Raw genomic sequence first — 23,594 nt, 5'->3', positions numbered from 1 at the left:
ACATAGTTTAACAGACCCAACCCCAGATGCGTCTGCCCGTCCTAAAAACAAAAAGAGCACCTAAAGTGCTCTTTGATTCAACAATATTATTTAAGATACTGTTTTTGAACTAGATGGCAGATGCTTAATCGCAGAAGCCAAACCTAGAAAATTAATTCCTTGGAATAAGATATCTATGGCAAGGAACATGCCTAACACCCAAAAAGGTGAATCTTTAGAAACCAAGATCAAAATACCTGTAGCGAGTGTTAATAATCCTGAGAATAAGGTCCAACCCCACCCAATAATTGGTTTAAGTAAAATCGCGTTTACTGTACGTATAGCTCCGGCAATAATTAGTGCTATTGATAATAAGCTCGTCAAAACTACCGCTGTTGTTACGGGAGTAGAAAAGGCGTAATAACCTGCCATTAGATAAAGCACACCAAAAAGTGCCCATAACCAACGGCTTGCACCTTTAAAAACACTAATGGCCGCGACAAGATGTAAAACACCTCCGACCATCATGAGTATTCCAAATAAAAAAACCACAGAAAAGGTCGCAAATGGTAATGAACTAAACAAAATTAGACCGAAGCCAATAAGCACAAAGCCTAATATCAAATACCACTTACGATCAGCATGTAACTGATTACGCACCAAATCATTACCAACAGTTTTCATCATGGCTACTCTTATTATCAGGTATTAGAATTTCATCCACCTAATAATAGTGATCCACTTCACATTTTTTGTCTGTATAAGATCTGCATCGTTTCTTATCAATTAATGTGGATAAAGCAGTATTTATCCACAATTTTATTTCACCCAACCAATTTCTTGAGCTGTAGGTAAACCTATTATCGTTTCATGTAAACCATTCGGCATTTTACTGCTCTGCTCAGATAATGGTGTTCGACCACCCATGATTTCAGCGTCAGTTTGCGGATATAAAGGCACTTTTTCAGGGTGCGCGTAACCTAGAGGATAAAGCGGTTGACCAGTTTTTAAATCATATTTGTCTTGTGCCCCAAAGCCATGTAATAGCTCATGAACAATCACAACCTGATTTTGGGAAGCTTGTGTTTTAGTCGCAAATAAATTCACACTACCAATACGACCTTTTTCCAAAGCAGTCGAATGGATCAAAACTTTTTGATAATTGGGATCATAATAATTTAAATAAAGTTTAAGTGATGCCCCATTGTCTTCAGATTGTTGATGTCGCCATGCATAAAAACGGAACTTTAAACTCCACCACATCACATGAAAGATATTGGCATTTTGAGGAACCTCAGGAGGTCGTTGCTGTAATGGCTGACCTAAACGAATTACAAAGTTTCCTGATTGACCACGATAGTGTTGCGACCATTCTCCCAAATAATTTCTTATTCTCTCAAAATCAGTGTATTTTAACTGATGGATATAGCTCTGCGTTGTCTGCAAACCATCTGCATTAATAGGATGTAAAACGACAACAATAGGTTGATTCCAGTCTTGGTTTTGATCTCGCCATGCCTGAACAGCAACAATCAATAAAATAATTAACAAACATAAAACTCGAATGTTTTTCCACATTCTTTTTCCCCATACATTTAAAAATTTTCTTTTATTGTTTTAGATATAAAAAATGCTAGCTGAGCTAGCATTTTTTATTGTGGACTTAATTAGCCCTCAACCCATTTACCATTTTGATAAATTAGGCTCCATTTGGTTTGTTTACCTTCTGGAGTTTCCGAGCCTACATATTGTGATTGATTCTTACGACTGAATTTCACAACTGTCGGATTACCTTCAGGGTCTACGTCTGGTGCTTGTAAAATAAATTGATATTTAGGATCAAGCTGAGCGGCAACACTACGCAATTCCGCAACTTTTGGCGCACGTGTTTCACGAATTTTCGGGAATTTACTTGCAGCCAAGAATAAACCAGCAGCACCATCACGCAACACGAAATAGTCATCATGCTTTGTTGAGCGCAAATGTTCCATCTTGATCGGTTCTACACGTGGAGGTGCAGGCTGACCACTTTTCAAGACTTTACGAGTATTGTCACAGCTTGTACAAGCGAAATAAGGACCAAAACGGCCAGTTTTAAGCTGCATTTCACCATCACATTTATCACACGGAATGGTTGGGCCATCGTAGCCTTTAATCTTGAACTCGCCTTCTTCAAGCTCAAAACCGTCACAGTCAGGGTTATTACCACATACGTGCAGTTTACGACCACCATCAATCACATAGCTATCCATGGCTGTGCCACATTTTGCACAACGATGTTTTGACATCAAGTCTGCGGTTTCAGCACCATCATCATCAGAAAGAGCAGCTAAAGACTCAACAGGTGTTAAGTTCAAAGTACCTTTACAACGCTCTTTAGGTGGTAAGTTGTAGCCAGAACAACCTAAGAATACGCCTGTTGTACCTGTACGAATCTGCATTGGACGTGAACATTCAGGACAATGTACCGCGGGCACTTCAACTGGTTGGTTACGGCGCATTCCATGCTCGCCCTGAGCATTGGTAAGACGTTTCTTGAAGTCACCATAGAAAGTATCAAGTAACTCTTTCCAGTTACGCTCACCTGTTGCAACTTTATCGAGCTGCCCTTCAAGGTCTGCTGTAAAGGCATAGTTCATCAAGTTATTGAAACTTTCATCAAGTCGATCCGTGACAATCTCACCCATTTTTTCGGCGAAAAGACGACGGTTTTCTAACTTAACGTAGCCACGTTCTTGAATCGTAGAAATAATCGCTGCATAAGTCGAAGGACGACCAATACTACGTTTTTCAAGCTCTTTAACCAAAGAAGCTTCAGTAAAACGTGCAGGTGGTTTAGTAAAGTGCTGACTTGGATCTAACTTCTCTAATTTTAAAATTTCGCCTACTTTAATTGCAGGCAAAATAATATCGTCATCAGACTTGTTAGCACCACGCACTCGTGTAAAACCATCAAATACAAGCGTACGGCCTTTTGCTTTTAATTCAACATTTGCAGCTTCAACCGTTAAAGTTGAAGATAAATATTCTGCTGGAGTCATTTGACAAGCAACAAACTGACGCCAGATCAAATCATATAAACGCTGAGCATCACGCTCTACACCCGCAAGTTGGTCACCTGTAAGTGCAACATTTGAAGGACGAATTGCTTCATGGGCTTCTTGAGCACCGGCTTTGTTACCATAGCGGTTTGGTTTTGCAGGTAAATACTTCTCACCAAATTGGCTTTCAATATGAGCACGTACCATGCTTACTGCATCATCACTCAAGAACGTTGAGTCAGTACGCATATAGGTAATAAAACCTGCTTCATATAGACGCTGTGCCAGCATCATGGTTTTCTTTACAGAAAAACCTAAACGTGTACTTGCAGCTTGTTGCAGCGTTGAAGTGATATACGGTGCACTTGGATTTACCTTAGTCGGTTTATCTTCACGCTGTGCAACTTTATATTCAGCACCTTTTAAAACATCCAATAAAGCATCAGTTTCAGCTTTATTTTTCAGTTTAAGGGTTTTACCAGCTTGCTTAACTGCTTCAAGACGAATGTCATCTTTCTTGGCTTGAGTATCTGCAAAAACTTGCCAGTATTCTTCTGGAATAAAAGCACGAATTTCTCTTTCACGCTCTACAACCAGTTTCACCGCTACAGACTGTACACGACCTGCAGATAAACCACGGGCGATCTTTTCCCACAGCAATGGTGAAACCATAAAGCCAACAACACGGTCCAAGAAACGGCGTGCTTGCTGAGCATTAACTCGGTTTAAATCTAGGCGCGTAGGTTGTTTAAATGCTTCTTGAATGGCATTTTTAGTAATTTCGTTAAATACCACGCGATGATAACGACTGTCATCACCACCAATAACTTCTCTTAGGTGCCAAGCAATGGCTTCCCCTTCTCTATCCAAGTCCGTTGCGAGATAGATTGCATCGGCATCTTTGGCAAGTTTTTTTAGTTCAGCAACAACATTTTCCTTACCTGGCAGAACTTCGTAATGAGCTTCCCAACCATGTTCAGGATCAACCCCCATACGATTAACTAAAGCCTGACTGGCTTTTTGTTCTTTTTCTGCTTCAGTGAGTTTCGTCCGGGCAGCCGGCTTTTTCTCAGTTGATTTACTGCCACCTGTTGGCAAATCACGCACGTGACCTACAGAAGACTTTACAATGTATTGCGAACCCAGATATTTATTGATGGTTTTCGCTTTGGCAGGCGACTCCACAATCACTAAGGCACGTTTATGTGCAGCAGGTGCAGTAGATGCTGTGCTTTGAGATGCAGAGCGCGAGGTATTCGCCATATAAAATGTTATTCCTATACCAATAAATTTAAAAATCAGGCTTTAGCCAAGTTCAACAGATAAGCCTTCATCTCATCTAATTGTGTTGCTCTCAGGTCTGATTCCTCATCCCAATAAAGCCCTACACAGTTTGCCTGCATATCAATAGCATAAATCCCTTTTAATGCAATGGGAGAATCATTAAATTTCTCATCACCCTGAACCACTTTTAATTTGCCGTCTACAACACGAGCACGCATTAAAGATAAACGGGCATCGGGAATCAATACACTATAATAAGCAACCATGCTGGCACGCTTTTCAGTCGCCATTGGGACATGTGTCCATTCAGGTGCAACGATTACACGCGGGTGTAAACCCATTTTACGAGCTTTATCACGCATAATACCAAGTGCCTTTTCACGTGGGCTCACTCTTAAACCAAAAATGGAGCCTAGTACGAAAAGAACAATGATAACGGTAACCCAAATTCCCATATTGTCCATAGCAAAACCTATTAATCTCTTTTATTAGAGTTGCATAAGCTGACCAGAAAACGCAAGTTTCATCATGAAAATAATGCCCGATACATGGGCAAGCTTCAAAATAGTCAGATTTCACAGTGCAAATTGCGATGAGCTGATACAAATATCATTAAGGATCCGGATGGCCATTAACAAGTGTCAGCTTTCCAAACTGGTCAATATGAGCATCCCCCCACTGTTTTAAAGCAAACAGAATTTTCTCAAGACTTTGTCCCAAATCAGTCAGGCAGTATTCTACTTTAGGTGGTACCTGAGGATAGACTTCCCGATGAATAATTCCATCTTGTTCCAATTCACGTAGCTGATTTGTCAGCATTCTTTGGGTAATACTCGGAACACGCTTTCGAATTTCGTTAAACCTCAAGGTGCCTTCATTAAATAAATGCCAAAGAATGACGCATTTCCATTTCCCATCAATCAAGCTAATCGCAGCCTCCACTGAACAACCTGGAGAGCAATCAAAACTTGAGTGTCTTGCTTTTGCCATTTTACAGTATCCTTTTTGACACTATGAGCGTTATTTGTCTGTAGTCACTTATTTTAAGCTTACGTTATGATCAAACTCTCAACAAGAGGAATGATAATTATGAAAGCTGTGGCATATCAAAAAGCTGGTCCCATTACATCGCCAGAAGCACTCGTTGATATTGAACTCGATGCACCTATTGCTGAAGGACACGATTTACTTGTTCGTGTACAAGCTGTCTCAGTAAATCCGGTAGATACTAAAATTCGAAAGAATGTAAACCCTGAGAATAATCAGTGGAAAACGCTTGGCTGGGACGCAGTAGGTATCGTTGAAGCGATTGGAGATAAAGTTACTCAATTTAAGATTGGCGATATCGTTTGGTATGCAGGTGCTCTTAATCGTCAAGGTAGTAATAGCGAATTACAACTCGTTGATGAACGCATTGTTGGCCATAAACCAAAAACTTTAGAAGTAACCGAGGCTGCAGCTCTCCCTTTAACTGCAATCACGGCTTGGGAGATGTTATTTGATCGCCTGCAAGTTCCAAAGAACGCGCCAGAAAACACAACAATATTAGTGATTGGTGGAGCTGGTGGTGTTGGCTCAATCACCATTCAACTTCTTAAACAGCTGACTAACCTAACAATTATTGCAACAGCTTCACGAGCAGAAACTCAAGACTGGGTTAAGCAACTTGGAGCAGATTATGTGTTAGATCATCGTCAACCTTTAGCAGCCCAAATTAAACAATTAGGTTTAACTGCACCTTTATATGTGTTCTCGACTACTCAAACAGATCAGCATTTAGCAGACATTGTAGAGTTGATTGCACCGCAAGGCCGTTTTGGGCTCATTGATGATCCTGAACAGTTAGATATCAAACCGTTTAAATCTAAGTCTGTATCGGTGCATTGGGAGTTTATGTTTACACGTTCAATGTTCCAGACTGAAGATATGGCAAAACAAAGTGAACTATTAAATGAAGTCAGCAAGCTGGTTGACGAAGGAAAAATTAAGACAACCGTAACCGAGGTTATAAGTCCAATTAATGCTGAAAATTTAAAACGAGTTCATCAGCAAATTGAAAGTGGTACAACAAAAGGTAAGATCGTCTTACAAGGTTTTTAAACAAAATTGAAAATATTCCCAAATAAAAAGGCAAGTATCGAACTTGCCTTTTTATTAATAGTGGGGAGGTTTATTCGTTAATGGATCAAAAGGTGCAATGCCTTCTGATAAATCTGAAGATTCCACACGTTGATAAAGAAATTGCATTTGTTTTTTCAAATCAGCTATTTCTTGAGTTTGAATAGCGAGTTGTTGATTTAATTGTTCAACTAAATCATCCAAAAATGTAATTCGCACTTGCAAATCTTCAATGGGTGCGGAAAATGACGCTTGATCATCATGATATGGTGGTTTAGTCATTTAAATCCTCATTTGAGATTCTGGAAAACATTATGGCCTATATTACCCTAAGGGATGTCCAACTTGCTTTTGGCGGACCTGCCCTGCTCGATGGCGCGAACTTTAATCTAGAACGTGGCGAACGAGTCTGTTTAATTGGTCGTAATGGTGAAGGTAAGTCTACTTTACTTAAACTGATCGAGGGAAGCCTATTACCGGATTCTGGTGAAGTTTCTATTCAAAATGGTTTAACTGTTTCAATGTTAGCCCAAGACGTGCCAATGGATTCAGGTAAGGTTGCTGATATTGTGGCTGATGGCGCAGGAGAAGCTGCCGAAGTACTCAGAGCTTATCATGAAGCAACTGATGCTTGTATGCTAGGAGATATGGAAGCCTGCGATCGTATGGGTAATCTTCAGCATAAGCTCGACCAACTCGACGGCTGGGCACTCGAAAACAAGGTCAATGCCCTGTTAAGTAAAATGGGACTCGACCCAAACGCAGATTTGGCAGACCTTTCAGGTGGTCGTAAACGTCGTGTTTTACTGGCTCGTGCTCTTTTAACGCAGCCAGACGTATTACTTCTAGACGAACCGACGAACCATTTAGATGTTGAAAGTATTGAGTGGCTAGAAAAATTTCTACTCGATCAAAATAATTTAACGCTACTATTTATTTCGCATGACCGTTCTTTTGTAGACAGTATTGCAACTCGAATTGTTGAACTTGACCGTGGCATCCTACGTGGCTACGAAGGCAACTATTCACGCTATTTAGAGCTTAAAGCTCAGCAAATGGAAGCAGAAGAGAAACAAAATGCTCTATTTGATAAAAAATTAGCTGAAGAAGAAGCTTGGATTCGCCAAGGGATTAAAGCTCGTCGTACGCGTAATGAAGGTCGTGTTCGTGCCTTAAAAGCTTTACGTGAAGAATCAAAAGCTCGTCGTTCACAACAAGGCAAAGTGAGCATGGCGACTCAAGAAGCAAATCGCTCTGGTAAATTAGTATTTGATATTGAACACCTAAGTGTATCTTATGATGATAAACCGCTTATCAAAGATTTCTCTACGCTTGTTATGCGTGGTGACCGTATTGGTCTAGTCGGCGATAACGGTGTTGGTAAAACAACGTTAATTAAAGCCATTTTAGGTGAAATCGAACACGGTGGTTCTGTTAAGACAGGTACTCAGTTAGAAGTTGCTTATTTTGATCAATTACGTAATGCCTTAGACCTTGAAAAAACAGTAATGGCAAACGTTTCAGAAGGCTCTGACTTCGTTGATGTAAATGGTAACCGTCGTCATATCTATAGCTATTTACAAGATTTCTTGTTTTCACCTGAACGTGCACGTACACCAGTAAAAGCCCTTTCTGGCGGTGAGCGCAACCGTATTTTGCTTGCTAAATTACTGCTTAAACCGTCGAATCTAATTGTGATGGACGAACCAACCAATGACTTGGATATGGTGACTCTTGAGCTACTTGAAGAGATGCTTTCTGAATATAAAGGTACCCTATTACTTATTTCGCATGACCGTGCATTTATGGACAACGTCGTAACATCGACTTGGGTCTTTGATGGTAAAGGCAATATTGCAGAGTACATTGGTGGCTACCAAGACTATTTACAGCAACGACCAGATGATAAAGTCGTAGACCAAAAGTCTGATGTTAAAAAAGCTCAGGCAAAAGCCGAAGCTGAAAAAGCCGCTGCACAAAGTAACGTTAAAAAGGTCAAACTAAGCTATAAAGACCAACGTGAACTTGAACAACTTCCTGCTGAAATCGAGAAACTGGAAGTTGAACAAGCAGAGCTTTCTGACAAGCTGGCAGATGGTTCGTGGTTTGTAAGTAATGCCGATGAAGCAACTAAAGCAAGTCAACGCCTTGCAGAAATTGAAGAGGTATTACTTGAAAAATTAGAACGCTGGGATGAACTTGAACAAATGAGCAAAGGAAATTAATTTGTGTTCTTTTCTACAATTTAAATAACAAAAAAGCCTCCTTAAATTAAGGGGGCTTTTTATAGAATATCTATAAATTTTTAAAGTACAAAAATCTATAAAGAACACTTGATGAGTGATTAAGTTTAGTCAGCATTAATATTTCAAAATATCGCTCTGATTGAATATAAGACTTATAAAAATAATTATGTTATATCTACCAATATAATAATATTCGAGTATTTTTCATGCTAGATCTTTCTCAAATTTTAGCATTCGGATTAATCTGCTTGGCGATGGTGCTTACCCCTGGCCCAAACATGATTTACCTTATTTCTCGTTCAATTTGCCAAGGAAAAACGGCGGGATTTATTTCACTCGCCGGTGTTGGCGTTGGCTTTGTATTTTATATGCTTTGCGCTTCTTTCGGGATTACAGCGCTTATTGTTGCAGTTCCTTATGCTTACGACACCATTCGTATTGCAGGAGCAATTTATTTACTCTGGCTAGCATGGAAAGCACTACGTCCCAATGCATCTCCTATTTTTGATATAAAACAATTATCGGTAGACTCCCCAGCTAAACTATTTTTAATGGGTTTCGCTACAAATCTACTTAATCCTAAAATTGCGATTATGTATTTATCGTTATTGCCACAGTTTATTCACCCACAACAAAGCAGTATTTTATGGCAATCCATTCAGCTCGGTACTATTCAAATTTTTGTTAGCGTCTCGGTAAATGCTCTGATTGTGCTTTCTGCGGGTGGCATTGCCCTTTTTCTTCAACAAAAACCCCTTTGGGCAAATATACAACGTTGGCTTATGGGAACGGTACTAGCTGGGCTTGCTGTTCGTATTCTTTTAGAAAATCGCCGATAACCGCGTTTCACTTCCTCATCTTAACCGCTCAATTCAACAGTGTATTACGACGATAAATTCAGTTCGTGATACACTTTTGCCAGTTTTAATTTTGAATTCTTTATATCGTTATGAGCCAAAAGCAGACTTATACGCCCGGTGAATTTCAATGGTCCTTTTTATTGCCTAAATATTGGGGTATTTGGATTGCCATTGTTTTTTTAATGCTTTTGGCTATTTTGCCGTGGGCAATCCAATGGCGTCTAGCTCATGGCTTAGCAAATCTGGCTTGGAAATATTTAAAATCTCGCCGAAAAACAACTATTCGTAATTTAGAAGTCTGCTTTCCCGAATGGTCAGCCGAAAAAGTACAACAACAAGCTAAGCAAGTTTTTGTAGATATGATGCTTGGTGTGTTTGAGACATTAAACGCATGGTATAAGCCTTACTGGTTTAAAAACCGTGTCACTATTGAAGGCTTAGAACACATTACCAATGCTCAAGCTCAGGGCAAAGGCGTTTTATTATTGGGTACTCATAGTACGCTTCTTGATGCGGGTGGCTATGTTTGTGCTCAATATTTCGAACCAGATGTTGTGTACCGCCCTCAAAATAATCCATTGCTCGATATGCTGATTTATCGTTGCCGTGGCACCATTTATAAAGCACAAATCGATCATGATGATATGCGTGGTTTAATTCGTCACCTTAAAGATGGCGATGCCATTTGGTATAGCCCCGATCAAGACTTTGGACTCAAGCAAGGGGTGATGGCACCCTTCTTTGGTGTGCCAGCGGCCACAGTAACTGCTCATCGTCGTTTACTAAAAATCTCAAAAGCAGTCGCCGTTCCTTTATATTTCTATCGCCATGGAGATATTAAGAACCCGAAATATCATGTTCTGATTGAACCTGCGGTAGACAATATGCCAAGTGAAGATGAAGTCGATGATGCAACTCGAGTTAATAAAATTATTGAAAATCAGCTTCGCATTGCACCAACTCAATATATGTGGTTCCATCGTCGTTTTAAGACACGTCCTGAGGGATATGAAGAGATCTATTAAGATAAAGCTATAATAATTTTAAATTGATAGTAGGCACTGCCTCAATTTAAAGTGAAATTCAAATACTATCGAATAGGCAGACCTTACTTTTCAAGGATAAAAAGCAAGCAAAAATCCTTTGTTCCGCTGATGTTACTTCCTTGTAACACAGCGAAACAGCGACATCCATGTCGCTAGCACGATAGTAAATTCCGGATAATGATTTAGTTTGAAATGATGTATCTATGGATGGTCCATCTTTTATGAATGTATAAGGCAAAAAACAATGAAAGTGATGCAACTTCTCCCAGAACTTAATAGCGGTGGCGTAGAACGCGGCACGCTAGAAATTGCACGCGCACTTGTTGCACAGGGCCATCAATCTATGGTTGTGTCTAATGGCGGACGATTAGTGTCTCAACTTGAAGCTGAAGGTTCTATTCACTTAACGCTACCAATTCATAAAAAATCACTTTCAAGCTTGTGGCAAATTCGTCCTTTACGCCGGCTGATTGAACAGCATCAACCCGATATTGTTCATGTGCGCTCTCGTGTACCAGCTTGGCTTACTCACTTCGCTTTGAGAAAAATACCAGCAAATAAACGGCCTCACCTCATTAGCACTGTACATGGTTTCTATTCGGTTAATCGTTATAGTGCGATTATGACTCAAGCTGAAAAAGTGATTGCTGTTTCTGACAGCGTGGTTAAATACATCACTGACCATTATAAAAACTGTCCACCGCAAGATATTGTGCGAATTTATCGGGGCATTGACCCAACAGCTTTTCCACATAATTACCAGCCCTCAGCACAATGGTTTAACCAAGTTTTTAATGACTTTCCTGAGCTTGAAAATAAGTTTTTACTTTGCTTACCTGGTCGTATTACACGCTTAAAGGGGCATGAAAGTTTAATTGAACTGATGCAACAACTTCAGTCGCAATATCCTCAGCTACATGCGGTTGTTGTCGGTGGTGCTGATGCAAAAAAGCAAGCCTACTTAAGCGAATTACAAAGTACCATTCAAAGCAAAGGACTCGCAGATAAAATTACCTTCGTAGGCCATCGCTCAGATATTCGCGAATGGCTCGCTTTTAGCGATATTGTGCTCTCTCTATCCAACCAAGCAGAAACATTCGGTAGAACAGCCTTAGAAGCCCTTTCAGTAGGTACACCTGTAATTGGCTGGAACCGTGGCGGTGTTGCCGAGATTTTATCGAATGTATACCCAAAAGGTCTTGTTGAAGCAGAAAATGAAAAAGCCTTAATTGAGACTGTAAAAAAACATATTGAACAACCTCAAATCGTTGCTCCTGTCACTATGTTTAGCTTAAAAGATATGTGTGATCAAACACTAGAACTTTACCAACGCGTTTTGAAATAACCCAATAAAAAACCCGCGATATTCGCGGGTTTTTTACAACTAAAAGAAAGCTATCTTATTTAAATGTTGCTTCATAAGCGGCAGCTTTTTCAGAGTCGTATTGTTTTTCCCATTTACTGATTACAAGTACAGCAAGTGCGTTACCAACAACGTTCAACGCAGTACGAGCCATATCCATAATACGGTCAACACCAGCAATAAATGCTAAGCCTTCAAGCGGGATACCAACAGTATGTAAAGTTGCTAATAGGACAACAAATGATACGCCAGGAACACCAGCAATACCTTTAGAAGTAATCATCAAAGTAATAACCAAGATTACCTGTTGACCGATCGACATATCTATACCATAAAGCTGTGCAATAAAAATTGCTGCGATACTTTGGTAAAGTGTAGAACCATCAAGGTTAAATGAATAACCTGTTGGAATCACAAAGCTGGAAATTGCTTTTGGCGCACCGTAAGCTTCCATTTTTTGCATAATACGTGGTAAAACCGTTTCCGAGCTTGCTGTTGAGAATGCTAAAATCAATTCATCTTTTAAAATCTTAAACAAGATAAAGATGTTGATTCCAAACATTTTTGCGGTAATACCCAAAACCACAAAAGCAAAGAAAAAGATAGCGGCATAAACCAACACTACCAATTTAGCTAATGGAATGAGTGAAGTAAAACCAAAGTTAGCAACAGTCACTGCGATTAAACCAAACACACCCACAGGTGCATATTTCATGATGATGTGCGTTACGCGGAACATCGTTTCTGAAACTGCATGAAAAACATTTAACAATGGGTCTTTAGTGGTTGCTGGCAATGAAGACAGACCAATACCAAACAACACAGCAAAGAAAATCACAGGCAACATTTCGCCGTGTGCCATAGAGTTAACAATATTGGTTGGAATCATGGACAAAATTGTCTGTACCAATCCATGTGACTGAGAACCAACTTCTTGAGCTGTATGCTGATATTGCGAAATATCAGTCGTCACTAACATCGCTTTATCTACACCAGCACCTGGTTGGAAAATATTTGCCGCAACCAAGCCAACTAAAATAGCAATAGTCGTAATAATTTCAAAATAGAGAATGGTTTTAAAACCAAGTCGCCCTAAACTTTTCGTACTGCCAACACCTGCAATACCTAAAATCAAGGTAGAGAAAACGATTGGAATAACAATCATTTTAATCAGGCTAATAAAGATCTTACCAAGTGGGGTAAGAACATTATTCACAATACTGTCTTTGATTTCAGGCTGGTTATGTAAAACAGCCCCGACAACTATCCCTAGGATTAAAGCAATTAAAATTTGCCAAGCAAGGCTAAATTTAAAATTCTTCATAAGACAATCCTTATGCACCGCAAAGTATCAAATATGAGAGGGAGAAGAACACTAACTAAGAGTGAAACCTCAACATGCACACTAATTTCCAAACAGAAATTTAAATGTACAAACAAATCACAACCCGCCGATCCGGCGAAGTAAAAAAACAATGCCTGTTGACGATCCAACATGTCAACGATCGGCACATTCTATTGAGATTTATTAATTAAACAACCCCAATTTATCTTTAAATAAATCAAAGCCTATATTTATCCCTTAATAATCTATAAAAACAAAAACTTAGATAAAAAAATTTTTATATCTTTTTTCACTAAAAATTGCGCAGATGTATATGAAAACGTATGGAGGCTTAACGCGAATTAAATAGATTTTAAAAATAAGATAATCTTGGAAATATTTATGTGATTTGCAATAAATTTTATAAGGTATATAAAAATATCAACCCGAGTTCTGCGTCCTGCAAAACTCGGGTAAATGAGGTTGTGCTTTCAGGTTAATAATTATTTTTATCGTTTCCGTTCCAACATCTGATCCGTGATGCTATTCCATATCAGCGTTGTGTATCCTTACGTGGGACTATCCATTCCCGGTTCCATGTGCCGATGAATGTAGAATAAGGTTTTTATAACCCTCTGCCTATTCGCCCTAGACTCAAATCTTTGTACGATATTGCTTACATCGCTTTTTATATTCTTTCTATTTATAAGGCTGTGCAATTTTATCAGTCACCATTTTTTCTTCAGCCTCAGCCTTTGCAATTCCTTCTTGGATGGCTCTTTGTGCCTCTTCTTCATCATCTTGAGTTTGTTCCAGTTCCTCTTGAATATGATCAAATATTCGACCAGTCTGCAAAACCACATAGACAGGAAAATGATCAGATCCAACATGAGGTAAACGTTGCATTTTCACCAACCCGAAATCGGTACTATGGAAAATATGGTCTAAAGACCAACGCAACAATGGATAATCTGCATGAAAAGTATTAATGAAATGTCGCCCAACACGCGGGTCAAGCAATCCACTAATTCGTTGAAATAACCGTGTAGTACGTGACCATGCTACATCGTTTAAATCTCCCATCACAATACAGCTTTCATCTAGATCTTTAATTTGGTCGCCCACAATTAAAAGTTCAGCATCTCGTAAAGTCGAATCCTTCGCCTCAGTTGGACTCGGTGGCTTCGGATGCAAACAATAGAGTTGAACTGGCATACCAGACCTTAAAGTCACAGTTGTATGAATGGAGGGAATTTCATCACTGAGAATAAATTTAACTTCAGTATTCGATAAAGGTAGACGGCTATATAAATGCATGCCGTAGAGGTTATCTAAAGGCACAGGAACACGATAAGGATAGTCACCTTCGATTTCTCTTAAAGCATTTTCCCATGTCGTATCGCTTTCCAATGTAAGTAGTAAATCTGGTTTTAATGTCCTGATCTGTTCAAGCAATAAATGATACTTATCATTAGGAGTGAGCACATTCGATACGATTAATGAAATCTGCTTTTGTGGATCTAATTGAGACGTCTTCACCTGTTTAACCTGTTTTTTCCAAAACAAGGTATAGGGCAAAATCATTTTAAGCTGATAGGCAATGGCAGCAATGAGCGCAGCCAGCACGACTTCACGCCAGAGATTCCATTCGGTTGGCCAAAACAGCATTCCTATAAAAGCTAAAAGACCAACAAATAGAATCTGCAACCTAGGAAAATCGGCACCACGAAACCACCACTCATCACGAGGAATAAGTGACCAGAAACTTAACCAAATCACCAGACCAGCTAGAACTTCGATATAAATCATTGAATTTTCTCTTTTAAGATGATTTGTTTTTTAAAGTTTTTGTCATCTTTATCAATTTTGTATGTAACATAAACAAGATATTCTACTCAATAAAGATGGTGTTTTGTTTCTGTAACGCTTGCAGTTGTGGACACTTTTGATACACTCAACTCCCCCTAATAATTTTAACGCACCGAGGCAAAATGACATGAAAGTAGGTCTGGTCGGTTGGCGCGGGATGGTCGGTTCCGTCCTTATGCAACGTATGGTTGAAGAGAATGATTTTGCTCATATTGAGCCATTTTATTTCTCTACCAGTAATGCAGGTGGTGAAGCTCCTTCATTTGGTGGTAAGACTGCCCCAGCACTTATGGAAGCTACAGACATTAATAGTCTGAAGCAAATGGATGTCATTATTACCTGTCAAGGTGGTGACTATACGTCTGAAGTTTTCCCACAGTTAAAAGCGACTGGTTGGGATGGCTACTGGATTGACGCAGCTTCAACTTTACGTATGTCAGATGATGCGATCATCGTTCTTGACCCAGTAAACCTTAACGTTATTAAAGACGGCTTGGTTAACGGCACCAAAACTTTCGTAGGTGGTAACTGTACAGTATCGCTTATGTTGATGGGTGTAGGTTCACTTTTCCAAAATAATTTGGTGGAGTGGATGACTGCTATGACTTATCAAGCAGCATCAGGTGCTGGCGCACAAAACATGCGTGAGCTAATTACTGGTATGGGCTACTTATATAACAATACCAAAACATTGTTAGATGATCCTAAATCTGCAATTTTGGATATTGATCGTCAAGTTGCTGAGTTACAACGTGGTGAAGGTTTCCCATCTGCTAACTTTGGTGTGCCATTAGCGGGTTCATTAATTCCTTACATTGATAAGCAACTTGAAAACGGTCAATCAAAAGAAGAGTGGAAAGGTCAGGTTGAAACCAACAAGATCTTGGGTAACTCACAAATTGTTCCTATCGACGGCCACTGTGTCCGTATTGGTGCGATGCGTTGCCACTCTCAGGCGCTTACTATCAAGTTGAAAAAAGATGTGCCGCTTGATGAAATCGAAGATATGATTCGTACTTCAAGCCAATGGGCGAAAGTTGTACCAAACACTCGTGAAGCGTCTATGACTGACCTTACACCTGTTGCTGTAACTGGTACCTTAACTGTGCCTGTAGGTCGTCTACGTAAACTCAACATGGGTAAAGAGTATCTAGGTGCATTTACAGTCGGTGACCAGTTACTTTGGGGTGCTGCTGAGCCTTTACGTCGCATGTTACGTATTTTAGTTGAATACAAAAGCTCATAATTTGATTTGAATTATTCAGTCAAAATAAAAAGCCGATCACATTAGATCGGCTTTTTCGTAACTGGTTTGTGAAAATTTTACAATTTATTTACATTTCATTATTGTATAATTTTGAATGACTTTACGACTTATTAGGTCATGGATTGAGATGACTGTTTATAACAAATTAAAAATTGCCATTTTCACCATTATGTCTTCGCCTTCTATTTATGCGATTACATTAGACCCTATACAAATTCAGTCCGCACCTGGCGATTTGTTATATGCCGAAATGAATTTTCAACAAGCTGACCCCAACGCTAATCTACAAGTCAGTCTAGCGACTCCTGAAGATTTAAGCGCGTTAGGCGTAACTCATCAGCCGCCCGGAAATCTTAATTTTTATACACGCCAAAACGGTCAAGGCTCAGGGGTTATTGTAATTACCTCATCTCGCCCTGTGATTGATCCTGAACTAAATATTGTAGTAAAAATTAGTGAAGGTTCTGCCACACGTTTGCAGCATATCAAAACCGTAATTAAGCCTTCTTCTATAAAAAAGACTGAAAATAACGAAAGTACTTTGTCACCTCAGTTTATTGTCAATGAAAAAGACATTGCTCTAAATCTGCCAGAAAGTACTAGATATGCATCACCAACTTCGGCCTCAACTACAAATAATTCAAATGGTGAACACAGTCTTAGTATTAACGTTGGAACTGCTCCAGCAATAAACACAAATTCATCCAATACACTTAGTGCAAATCCTTCTACTCAGGTTGCTCAACAAGTTACAACAGTTACTACTCCAGATCAGACAGAAATTAAACCAACCAGCGCTAAGACAGCTACAAATAATTCACCAAAAACTCCGGTCAAAAATCTAACAGCGCAAAAGAAATCTGTATCTCAAAAAGCGCTTAACCAAAATCCTGCGAAGAAACAATCGTTAAGTTCCTACAAAGGACCAGCATCATCAGGTAAATATGTGGTACAGCGAAATGAGTCTTTATGGAGCATTGCTAATCGTATTGCCGCGAAAACAAAACAACCTGTTGCGAAAGTCATGCATGATATTCAAACACAAAACCGACATGCTTTTATTCAAGGTGATGTAAATCGTTTGCGTCAGGGAATCGCACTTAACCTAGCTCACTCTCCTGCAGCTAAACCTCATCAAAACAAGTCAAAAACAGATATCGCACATACTGCAAAATCAACTTCTGGCAAAGCAAAATACCGTTTACAACAAGCCGAAATGAGTATTGTGGCTGAAAACAGTCAAAATTCTACACATGGAAGTGCTAAAAAGAGCACACAACAAAGTCAAAACAATACTGAGTTAGCAGTAAAAGTTATGACAACAAGAGAAAAAACCGTTACATTACAAAGGAATGTAACCAAACTAAATCAAACTTTACGTTTAAAAGACCAACGTATTCAACTTCTGAATGCACGTTTGGCAGAGTTACAACAGCAGTTACAAGCACAGCAACAGACTCATAAGCAAAAGCATTAAGTTAAAACCAGAGTCAGCTCGCTTTATATTGCAAATATTTATTTTTTAAGGGGAAAGTAATGTTATATGTGATTCCATTCATCATATTGCTCGTGGTCGCTGTCATTTTAAAAAAACGCGAAAATAGCCAAAAGCAAGAGTCGAATTCCCCTAAAACAATAAATAGAAAAACCAATAAAAAAGCGAACTCTAAATCAAGTAAAAACTCGCGTGAAAAAACTAAAGTAAATGTAGTTGAAGAATCTATTCCCTCTACTCCACAAAGCAGTCCTGTTCCAGACGCTGTTCGTCAGAAGATTCAGCTACTTATTCAAGAAAAACAATTCTCAGCCGCTGAAGCTCAAGTCAATCAGGCGCTCAAAAAAGATAATACGCAACATGAACTTTATTTATTGCTACTTGAGATTCATATTGCACAAAAAGATGAGTTTGCAATAACTCAACTGATTAGCCATATTCGTAGCTTAGCGCTCAATGAAATAACCATTCAAGCAGAAGCCAGACAAAAAGAATATGAGTCATCAAGACAACCAGATGCGATCGATTTTCCTCAAGCTCAAACATACCAAGAGCCAAAAAATACATCTGATGCAACAGCTCAGTTTGACCAATTAACAACAAGTTCTTCTGAAACTTCTTTTTTTGATGAATTGCAGCAAGACTATACCCCTGTAAAGCAAGAACCTGCTGTTGAAGTTGAACCTTTAGAGTTTAACTTTTCATTTGAGCAAACCACGACTACCGAAAGTACCAGCCAACCAACACAGAAATCAGAGTTATCGCCATCTCAAGAAACAAATGAGCTAGCTGACCTAGAGTTTTCTTTTGACTTGGCACCTCTGCATGAATCTGAGGAAAAAAACCAGACAATAGCGGCACCAGCAGCTCAAGAGAACACCAATGCTTTGGATTTTAATCTTGAATTAACCCATGAAGATCCAGAAGTAAAACCTAATGAACAGATCTCATCATTAGATGAGCTTAAATTGGTAGAACAAGCGCCATTAGACTCGAATTCAATCGCACCTCTTGAGTTTTCGCTAGACGAGCCTGCATTAGTTACAGCACCAGAGATTGAAACTCAAAACCTTGTAGACTTAGTACGTGAAAAAACTACCCCAGATCAAACCAAAGATCCCCTTGTAGAAGCTTTTCCAGAATTAAAACAGTTAGATGAAAATGAACTTGATCTAAAACTAGCTGAGCAATACATCAAGTTAGGAGCCTACCCAGCAGCTCAAGCCTTATTGGCAAGCAATGAGCAAAAATTCAACACAGAACAACAACAACGCGCGAAAAACTTACTTAATCGCATAGCTTCTTAGAACTGTTCGATTTACCATAAGCAGTCAGAGATGACTGCTTTTTTATGCCTGCAAAAATATGAAAAAAATAGCCTTATTTTATATGGGTGGTACTTTTGGTTGCATTGGTGAACCTCTAGCTCCTATGCCTTATGAGCAATTCTTACCTCAACTTGAAAAAGTGATTCCCCCACACTTAACAGTTGACTGCTTTGCTGCACCCAATATTGTTGATAGCAGTGCATGCACGGCACCTGATTGGTTACGCCTGATTCAACGTATACAACAACTACAACTTGAAGGTTATCAGCATTTCGTTGTTATTCATGGTACAGACACGCTCAGTTATGCGGCTGCGACCCTAGCCCGCTTTTTGGGCCAAAGCTGTCATATTGTGATTACCGGTAGCCAATACCCGTTACTCAATATTCAAGGCGATAACACCCGTGAATTTACTGATGCAATTGAGAACTTATATCTTGCATTAGAACAAGTGATTGCTTTACCTGTGGGTGCTTATCTCGCATTCCACCATCAAGTATTCCACGCGCAAACTGCATTAAAAACGCATACGACTGAACTCGATGCATTTTCAGGGTTAAATAGTGAAGCTGAGTTTACGCCTCAGCAAAATGAATTGATCGTACAAGATGCCCAAATTGAACGAGCTGCTTCCTTCCAGATTTTAAACTGGATGATGCAACCCATTGCAACACAGCACTTAGTACAACAATTACGTCACTTACTTTCAGCCCCACCACACTTTTTAGTGTTACAAGGTTTTGGTACTGGCAATATTGCAGTAAACCAAGAATTACTCGCAACATTAGATGAGCTTTACGCACGTGGCTGTGTTCCAATTCTTACCACTCAGGTGACATTCGGTGGTATTGATCAACGTTATGCGATTAGTGCATGGGCCAAAACTGCAAAAATTGTCATCAGTGATGCTCATAGCCATGCAGATCTCTATGCAAAAGCACTTCAAATCTATTTAAAATACCCAAGCCCAGAACAATGGCTCAGCCATTGGAATGAAAATTAGCATTAAATAGAGGTAAAGCTATGCAACGTTATGCGGTCGGTATTGAATTTAGCGGAGTTCAATACCGAGGTTGGCAAACACAACAGCCAGGCGTTGCCAGCGTTCAGGAAACGATCGAGCGTGTACTGAGTAAAATTGCAGATGAGCCCATTGTACTTCACGGTGCGGGTCGTACTGATGCGGGAGTACATGCAACAAATATGGTGGCGCACTTTGACACGAACGCTATTCGTCCAGAAACGGGGTGGTTAAGAGGGGCAAATAGTCAACTACCTAAAGATATTTCCATTCAGTGGATTAAACTGATGGATGAAAATTTTCATGCCCGCTTTAAAGCGACTGCTCGACGTTACCGCTATATCATCTATAACGCACCGCATCGCCCAGCACTATTACACAAGCAAGTTACGTACATTTACCAAAAGCTAGACGTGCAAAAGATGATTAAAGCTGCTAGTAAGTTCGAAGGAACGCATAACTTTGAAACTTTCCGCGCAGCAGCATGCCAATCAAACCAGCCTGTTCGACATGTAAAACATTGCCGTTTATTTGAACATGGACGCTATTTAGTTTTAGATATTCAAGCAGATGGTTTTTTACATCATATGGTGCGTAATATTGTCGGTTGCTTACTCGAAATTGGTCAAGGTATGTATGAGATTGATCATATCGATGCAATGTTTGCGGCGCAGGATCGTAAGGCAGCTGGGGTAACCGCCCCACCCGATGGCCTTTATTTTATTCATTGTAATTATCCTGAGCAGTTTGATTTGCCGCAGCCACCACTTGGACCACATTGGCTAAACTTACCTGAGTAAGCTTAGCCAACTTTACATATACTTATCTAGCGATGCTGCTTACGCTTACGGTATTCCACAGGTGTTTCATTCGTCCAACGCTTAAATGCACGATAGAACGTACTTGGTTCAGAGAAACCAGTTAAATACACAATACGTTCAACACTCTCATTGGTATTTGCCAAAAGCTTTTTAGCCAAACGACAACGATAGTCAGAAAGTATTTGTTGAAAACTGGTATTTGCCTCACTGAGCTGAGTACGTAAACGACGCGGCGTAATATTCAACTGAGCAGCAACCGTCTCTAAAGTTGTTTCTCCACTTTCAAGTGTCGAACCAATCGCACGACGAACCTCACCCACTAAATCATAGCGGGCCAATTCCTGCAATTTCTCAATTGCGAGCTGCTCATGCAATTGCAATAACTCAGGCTCTGCCTGCCAAAGCTGAAAATCTAAAATAGCTGGGTCAAAATATAAACGTGTCTCTTTCTGACCTAAGCTAACTGGGCAGCCAAATACACGGAAATATTCATCCTCAGAAGCTCCTTCGCTAAAATTAAAATCGATGAAGATAGGATGAAATTGTCCTTCAGTAATGAACTTAAAAAATCTAAGCACGCCCGAAATCGCACATTCAGAGAAATGACGATTGACGAGATTGTCAGCACCAATCTGTTCGCCATTGGTTAAATAACAACGTCCTTCTTCAACGACTAGTTTTGCATCAAATGCATCACTAATCAGTCGTTGATAAGCTAAGGCTCGTTTTAAGCCTTCACCAAAGGTTTCACTACTAATAAATAGATGTTCAATCACCTGCCCTCGATACAAAGGCAAATGTTCACCTAAATGCAGACCGATGTCTGGATCTTTACTGACTTCCTGAGCGGCAGTCCAAAAGGCGTACTGTGCACTTAACGGTGTACGTGCATTGGTATCGACCTGATTTAAAGCAACTCCCGCTTTGGTTAATATTTCTTCTGTTGGCAAACCCGCACGACGAATCGCTTGGTAGCCAAAGCGTAATACAACTGATGCATCTGTTAGCTGACCCACGCAGTGCCCTTCCATGTAGATACTTCATTGATATTTAGGGCTGTTGACCTTTATGCAATTAACAGTCCCTAATAACTATGATTTTAGATTAGCGTTGATTGACCAAACTGACAACAGAATTACACTTCTTTTGTGAAAAAAATTACATCTTTTTTTATTAGTCATACTTTAACCAGATGCTTTAGCAGAAGTGTGTCTATCTTGTTTTTTTTAAAAAAATTGACTATAATTTGCGCCTTTCCAATTTGATCATCAGGTAGGCTATGGCCAATAAAGAGGAACTCATTGAGTTCGAAGGCGTTGTCACCGAAACGCTTCCTAATACGATGTTCCGTGTACGTCTTGAAAACGGTCACGAAGTTATTGCACACATTTCTGGTAAAATGCGTAAACACTATATTCGTATTCTTACTGGCGACAGTGTAAAAGTCGAAATGACTCCATATGACTTAACTAAAGGTCGTATTACGTACCGTGCTCGCTAATTAGTGAATGCAAAAAAGCCACTTTATGATGTGGCTTTTTTATTGCGTTATTTATTCACTTAAGCGACTGGTTTTACATCCCACCGTTTGGCATTCACGCAATCTTTCTTGCAGCCAATGGTTTCTTTCTTGCGTTGTCTGTAAACGACATTGCACGTCTACACTATTCCTATTTGAATCTGTACACTCGGCATCACGTTGACGTATCCATGCAAGCTGAGACTTCTTAAGAATATTTTTCTGCGCGGTGTTTAACTTTACTCGCAGTGCTTGATAATTCTTATTCAGATCAGCATCAGCACTCGCATAAATTTTATTTGTACAGTAAATATCATCGTAAGTATTGCGGGCACTATCACAGTTATCTGCATAGACTGAAGTCACGCCAAAGCTGCATAAAAATGCAAAAAATATTTTTTTCATCATGTTTTCCTTAAGTTTTTTACAAAATAATTATAAAGCCTTTTGAATATTAGTATGAATCTCTAAATAAACTTATTCTCCATTTATCTTAATCCTCCTTTTTTGCTTTACAAGCTTGTAAATACAACCTATTGTTCTTTAATAATAAATATAATTTCATATAGTGAGAAAAATGAACATATATACCCGCTGCCAAATTGGCTTATTATCTTTCATCATTATTTGTCTTAACGGTTGTGCTAGCCACCCACGTCAATCCGTAGATTTACAGGAATATTTAAAAGGCTTTTTAGGTAAATCCTCTGCGACCATTCAACAAGATATCAATCTACCTAGTCTTGGTTTTCAAGTCGCCAATACACCGCAAAAAACATCCAATCAGCTCATCTATACGATTTTGCGTCCTTTAAGCATTCCAATTCCGATGGTGAGTAATGTTGATATGAGAGGAAGCTCTATTCCTGTCCAATCAGGAAATCTGAGCGGTAATTCTTATGATATTAATTTCAATTGCAAAGTGATTTTCCAGCTTAAAAATGACATTGCCGAGTCAATTCAATATGAAGGTAAAGCCTGTTAAAACATCAGCACAAAAAAACGCAGCTCAA

At 39.4% G+C, this 23,594-nt stretch carries 22 protein-coding genes; 12 read left to right on the top strand and 10 right to left on the bottom strand.

The genetic code is table 11. From position 1 onward, the window contains the following. Positions 1–90 precede the first annotated feature (90 nt). The 5 genes from HMPREF0013_RS17815 to HMPREF0013_RS17795 form a co-directional block, all read right to left on the bottom strand. Positions 91–663, bottom strand: coding sequence for an HdeD family acid-resistance protein (locus HMPREF0013_RS17815; RefSeq protein ID WP_002114940.1), 573 nt, complete (start codon positions 661–663; stop codon positions 91–93). A gap of 135 nt (positions 664–798) precedes the next feature. After that, on the bottom strand, positions 799–1,557 hold the full coding sequence (locus HMPREF0013_RS17810; RefSeq protein WP_005066068.1) for a hypothetical protein: 759 nt from the start codon (positions 1,555–1,557) through the stop codon (positions 799–801). Between the two features lie 89 nt (positions 1,558–1,646). After that, a complete protein-coding gene (gene topA, locus HMPREF0013_RS17805; RefSeq protein ID WP_002115027.1) occupies positions 1,647–4,283 on the bottom strand; it encodes a type I DNA topoisomerase in 2,637 nt (878 codons plus the stop codon). Between the two features lie 35 nt (positions 4,284–4,318). Next, on the bottom strand, positions 4,319–4,768 hold the full coding sequence (locus HMPREF0013_RS17800) for a hypothetical protein (RefSeq protein ID WP_002114763.1): 450 nt from the start codon (positions 4,766–4,768) through the stop codon (positions 4,319–4,321). 148 nt (positions 4,769–4,916) lie between these two features. Then, complete coding sequence (locus HMPREF0013_RS17795; protein ID WP_002115061.1) at positions 4,917–5,294, bottom strand: winged helix-turn-helix transcriptional regulator; 378 nt, start codon at positions 5,292–5,294, stop codon at positions 4,917–4,919. 99 nt (positions 5,295–5,393) lie between these two features. Between HMPREF0013_RS17795 and HMPREF0013_RS17790 the strand changes: the two genes are divergently transcribed. Beyond that, on the top strand, positions 5,394–6,404 hold the full coding sequence (locus HMPREF0013_RS17790) for a zinc-binding alcohol dehydrogenase family protein (RefSeq protein WP_002114797.1): 1,011 nt from the start codon (positions 5,394–5,396) through the stop codon (positions 6,402–6,404). Between the two features lie 54 nt (positions 6,405–6,458). On the opposite strand, the gene HMPREF0013_RS17785 is transcribed toward HMPREF0013_RS17790, so the two are convergent. Further along, the gene (locus HMPREF0013_RS17785; RefSeq protein ID WP_002115104.1) at positions 6,459–6,704 is read right to left on the bottom strand and encodes a SlyX family protein; all 246 of its coding nucleotides are present in this window, start codon (positions 6,702–6,704) and stop codon (positions 6,459–6,461) included. A gap of 32 nt (positions 6,705–6,736) precedes the next feature. Here HMPREF0013_RS17785 and HMPREF0013_RS17780 point away from each other — a divergent pair, with 32 nt between their 5' ends. The 4 genes from HMPREF0013_RS17780 (at position 6,737) to HMPREF0013_RS17765 (ending at position 11,919) form a co-directional block, all read left to right on the top strand. Further along, positions 6,737–8,647 (top strand): ATP-binding cassette domain-containing protein, encoded by a 1,911-nt coding sequence (locus HMPREF0013_RS17780; protein ID WP_002114959.1) that lies wholly within the window; start codon positions 6,737–6,739, stop codon positions 8,645–8,647. Between the two features lie 227 nt (positions 8,648–8,874). Then, positions 8,875–9,507 carry a LysE family translocator gene (locus HMPREF0013_RS17775; RefSeq protein ID WP_002114897.1) on the top strand — a complete coding sequence of 211 codons (633 nt, stop codon included), beginning with the start codon at positions 8,875–8,877 and terminating at the stop codon, positions 9,505–9,507. Positions 9,508–9,617: 110 nt separating this feature from the next. Further along, positions 9,618–10,553 carry a lauroyl acyltransferase gene (locus tag HMPREF0013_RS17770; RefSeq protein WP_002115058.1) on the top strand — a complete coding sequence of 312 codons (936 nt, stop codon included), beginning with the start codon at positions 9,618–9,620 and terminating at the stop codon, positions 10,551–10,553. Positions 10,554–10,818: 265 nt separating this feature from the next. Then, positions 10,819–11,919 carry a glycosyltransferase family 4 protein gene (locus tag HMPREF0013_RS17765; protein ID WP_002115037.1) on the top strand — a complete coding sequence of 367 codons (1,101 nt, stop codon included), beginning with the start codon at positions 10,819–10,821 and terminating at the stop codon, positions 11,917–11,919. 55 nt (positions 11,920–11,974) lie between these two features. Here the strand turns inward: HMPREF0013_RS17765 and gltP are convergent, their stop codons facing one another. After that, positions 11,975–13,261, bottom strand: coding sequence for a glutamate/aspartate:proton symporter GltP (gltP, locus tag HMPREF0013_RS17760; RefSeq protein ID WP_002114864.1), 1,287 nt, complete (start codon positions 13,259–13,261; stop codon positions 11,975–11,977). A 699-nt stretch (positions 13,262–13,960) separates the two neighbouring features. Then, on the bottom strand, positions 13,961–15,070 hold the full coding sequence (locus tag HMPREF0013_RS17755; protein WP_002114840.1) for an endonuclease/exonuclease/phosphatase family protein: 1,110 nt from the start codon (positions 15,068–15,070) through the stop codon (positions 13,961–13,963). A gap of 187 nt (positions 15,071–15,257) precedes the next feature. Here HMPREF0013_RS17755 and asd point away from each other — a divergent pair, with 187 nt between their 5' ends. The 5 genes from asd (at position 15,258) to truA (ending at position 21,041) form a co-directional block, all read left to right on the top strand. Further along, positions 15,258–16,376, top strand: a complete 1,119-nt coding sequence (asd, locus tag HMPREF0013_RS17750) for an aspartate-semialdehyde dehydrogenase (RefSeq protein WP_002114781.1) — start codon at positions 15,258–15,260, stop codon at positions 16,374–16,376. Between the two features lie 148 nt (positions 16,377–16,524). Then, on the top strand, positions 16,525–17,874 hold the full coding sequence (locus tag HMPREF0013_RS17745) for a FimV family protein (protein WP_002114694.1): 1,350 nt from the start codon (positions 16,525–16,527) through the stop codon (positions 17,872–17,874). Positions 17,875–17,933: 59 nt separating this feature from the next. After that, positions 17,934–19,199 (top strand): hypothetical protein, encoded by a 1,266-nt coding sequence (locus HMPREF0013_RS17740; protein ID WP_005804196.1) that lies wholly within the window; start codon positions 17,934–17,936, stop codon positions 19,197–19,199. A gap of 58 nt (positions 19,200–19,257) precedes the next feature. After that, positions 19,258–20,223, top strand: a complete 966-nt coding sequence (locus HMPREF0013_RS17735) for an asparaginase (protein WP_002114731.1) — start codon at positions 19,258–19,260, stop codon at positions 20,221–20,223. Between the two features lie 20 nt (positions 20,224–20,243). Next, positions 20,244–21,041 carry a tRNA pseudouridine(38-40) synthase TruA gene (gene truA, locus HMPREF0013_RS17730; protein WP_002114912.1) on the top strand — a complete coding sequence of 266 codons (798 nt, stop codon included), beginning with the start codon at positions 20,244–20,246 and terminating at the stop codon, positions 21,039–21,041. A 26-nt stretch (positions 21,042–21,067) separates the two neighbouring features. On the opposite strand, the gene HMPREF0013_RS17725 is transcribed toward truA, so the two are convergent. Beyond that, the gene (locus tag HMPREF0013_RS17725) at positions 21,068–22,078 is read right to left on the bottom strand and encodes an AraC family transcriptional regulator (protein WP_005066032.1); all 1,011 of its coding nucleotides are present in this window, start codon (positions 22,076–22,078) and stop codon (positions 21,068–21,070) included. Between the two features lie 263 nt (positions 22,079–22,341). On the opposite strand from HMPREF0013_RS17725, the gene infA reads away from it, so the two are divergent. Further along, on the top strand, positions 22,342–22,563 hold the full coding sequence (gene infA / locus HMPREF0013_RS17720) for a translation initiation factor IF-1 (RefSeq protein ID WP_001284370.1): 222 nt from the start codon (positions 22,342–22,344) through the stop codon (positions 22,561–22,563). A 51-nt stretch (positions 22,564–22,614) separates the two neighbouring features. On the opposite strand, the gene HMPREF0013_RS17715 is transcribed toward infA, so the two are convergent. Continuing rightward, a complete protein-coding gene (locus tag HMPREF0013_RS17715) occupies positions 22,615–22,989 on the bottom strand; it encodes a lysozyme inhibitor LprI family protein (protein WP_002114916.1) in 375 nt (124 codons plus the stop codon). Positions 22,990–23,158: 169 nt separating this feature from the next. Between HMPREF0013_RS17715 and HMPREF0013_RS17710 the strand changes: the two genes are divergently transcribed. Beyond that, positions 23,159–23,566: a hypothetical protein gene (locus HMPREF0013_RS17710; RefSeq protein WP_002115010.1), complete on the top strand. Its 408-nt coding sequence runs from the start codon at positions 23,159–23,161 to the stop codon at positions 23,564–23,566. Positions 23,567–23,594: the final 28 nt, after the last annotated feature.

It is taken from the genome of Acinetobacter sp. SH024 (assembly GCF_000163635.1).
Classification (GTDB): Bacteria; Pseudomonadota; Gammaproteobacteria; order Pseudomonadales; family Moraxellaceae; genus Acinetobacter; species Acinetobacter pittii.
Note: the sequence above shows the minus strand (reverse complement) of the source record. Positions and strands in the feature narration are given on the sequence as shown.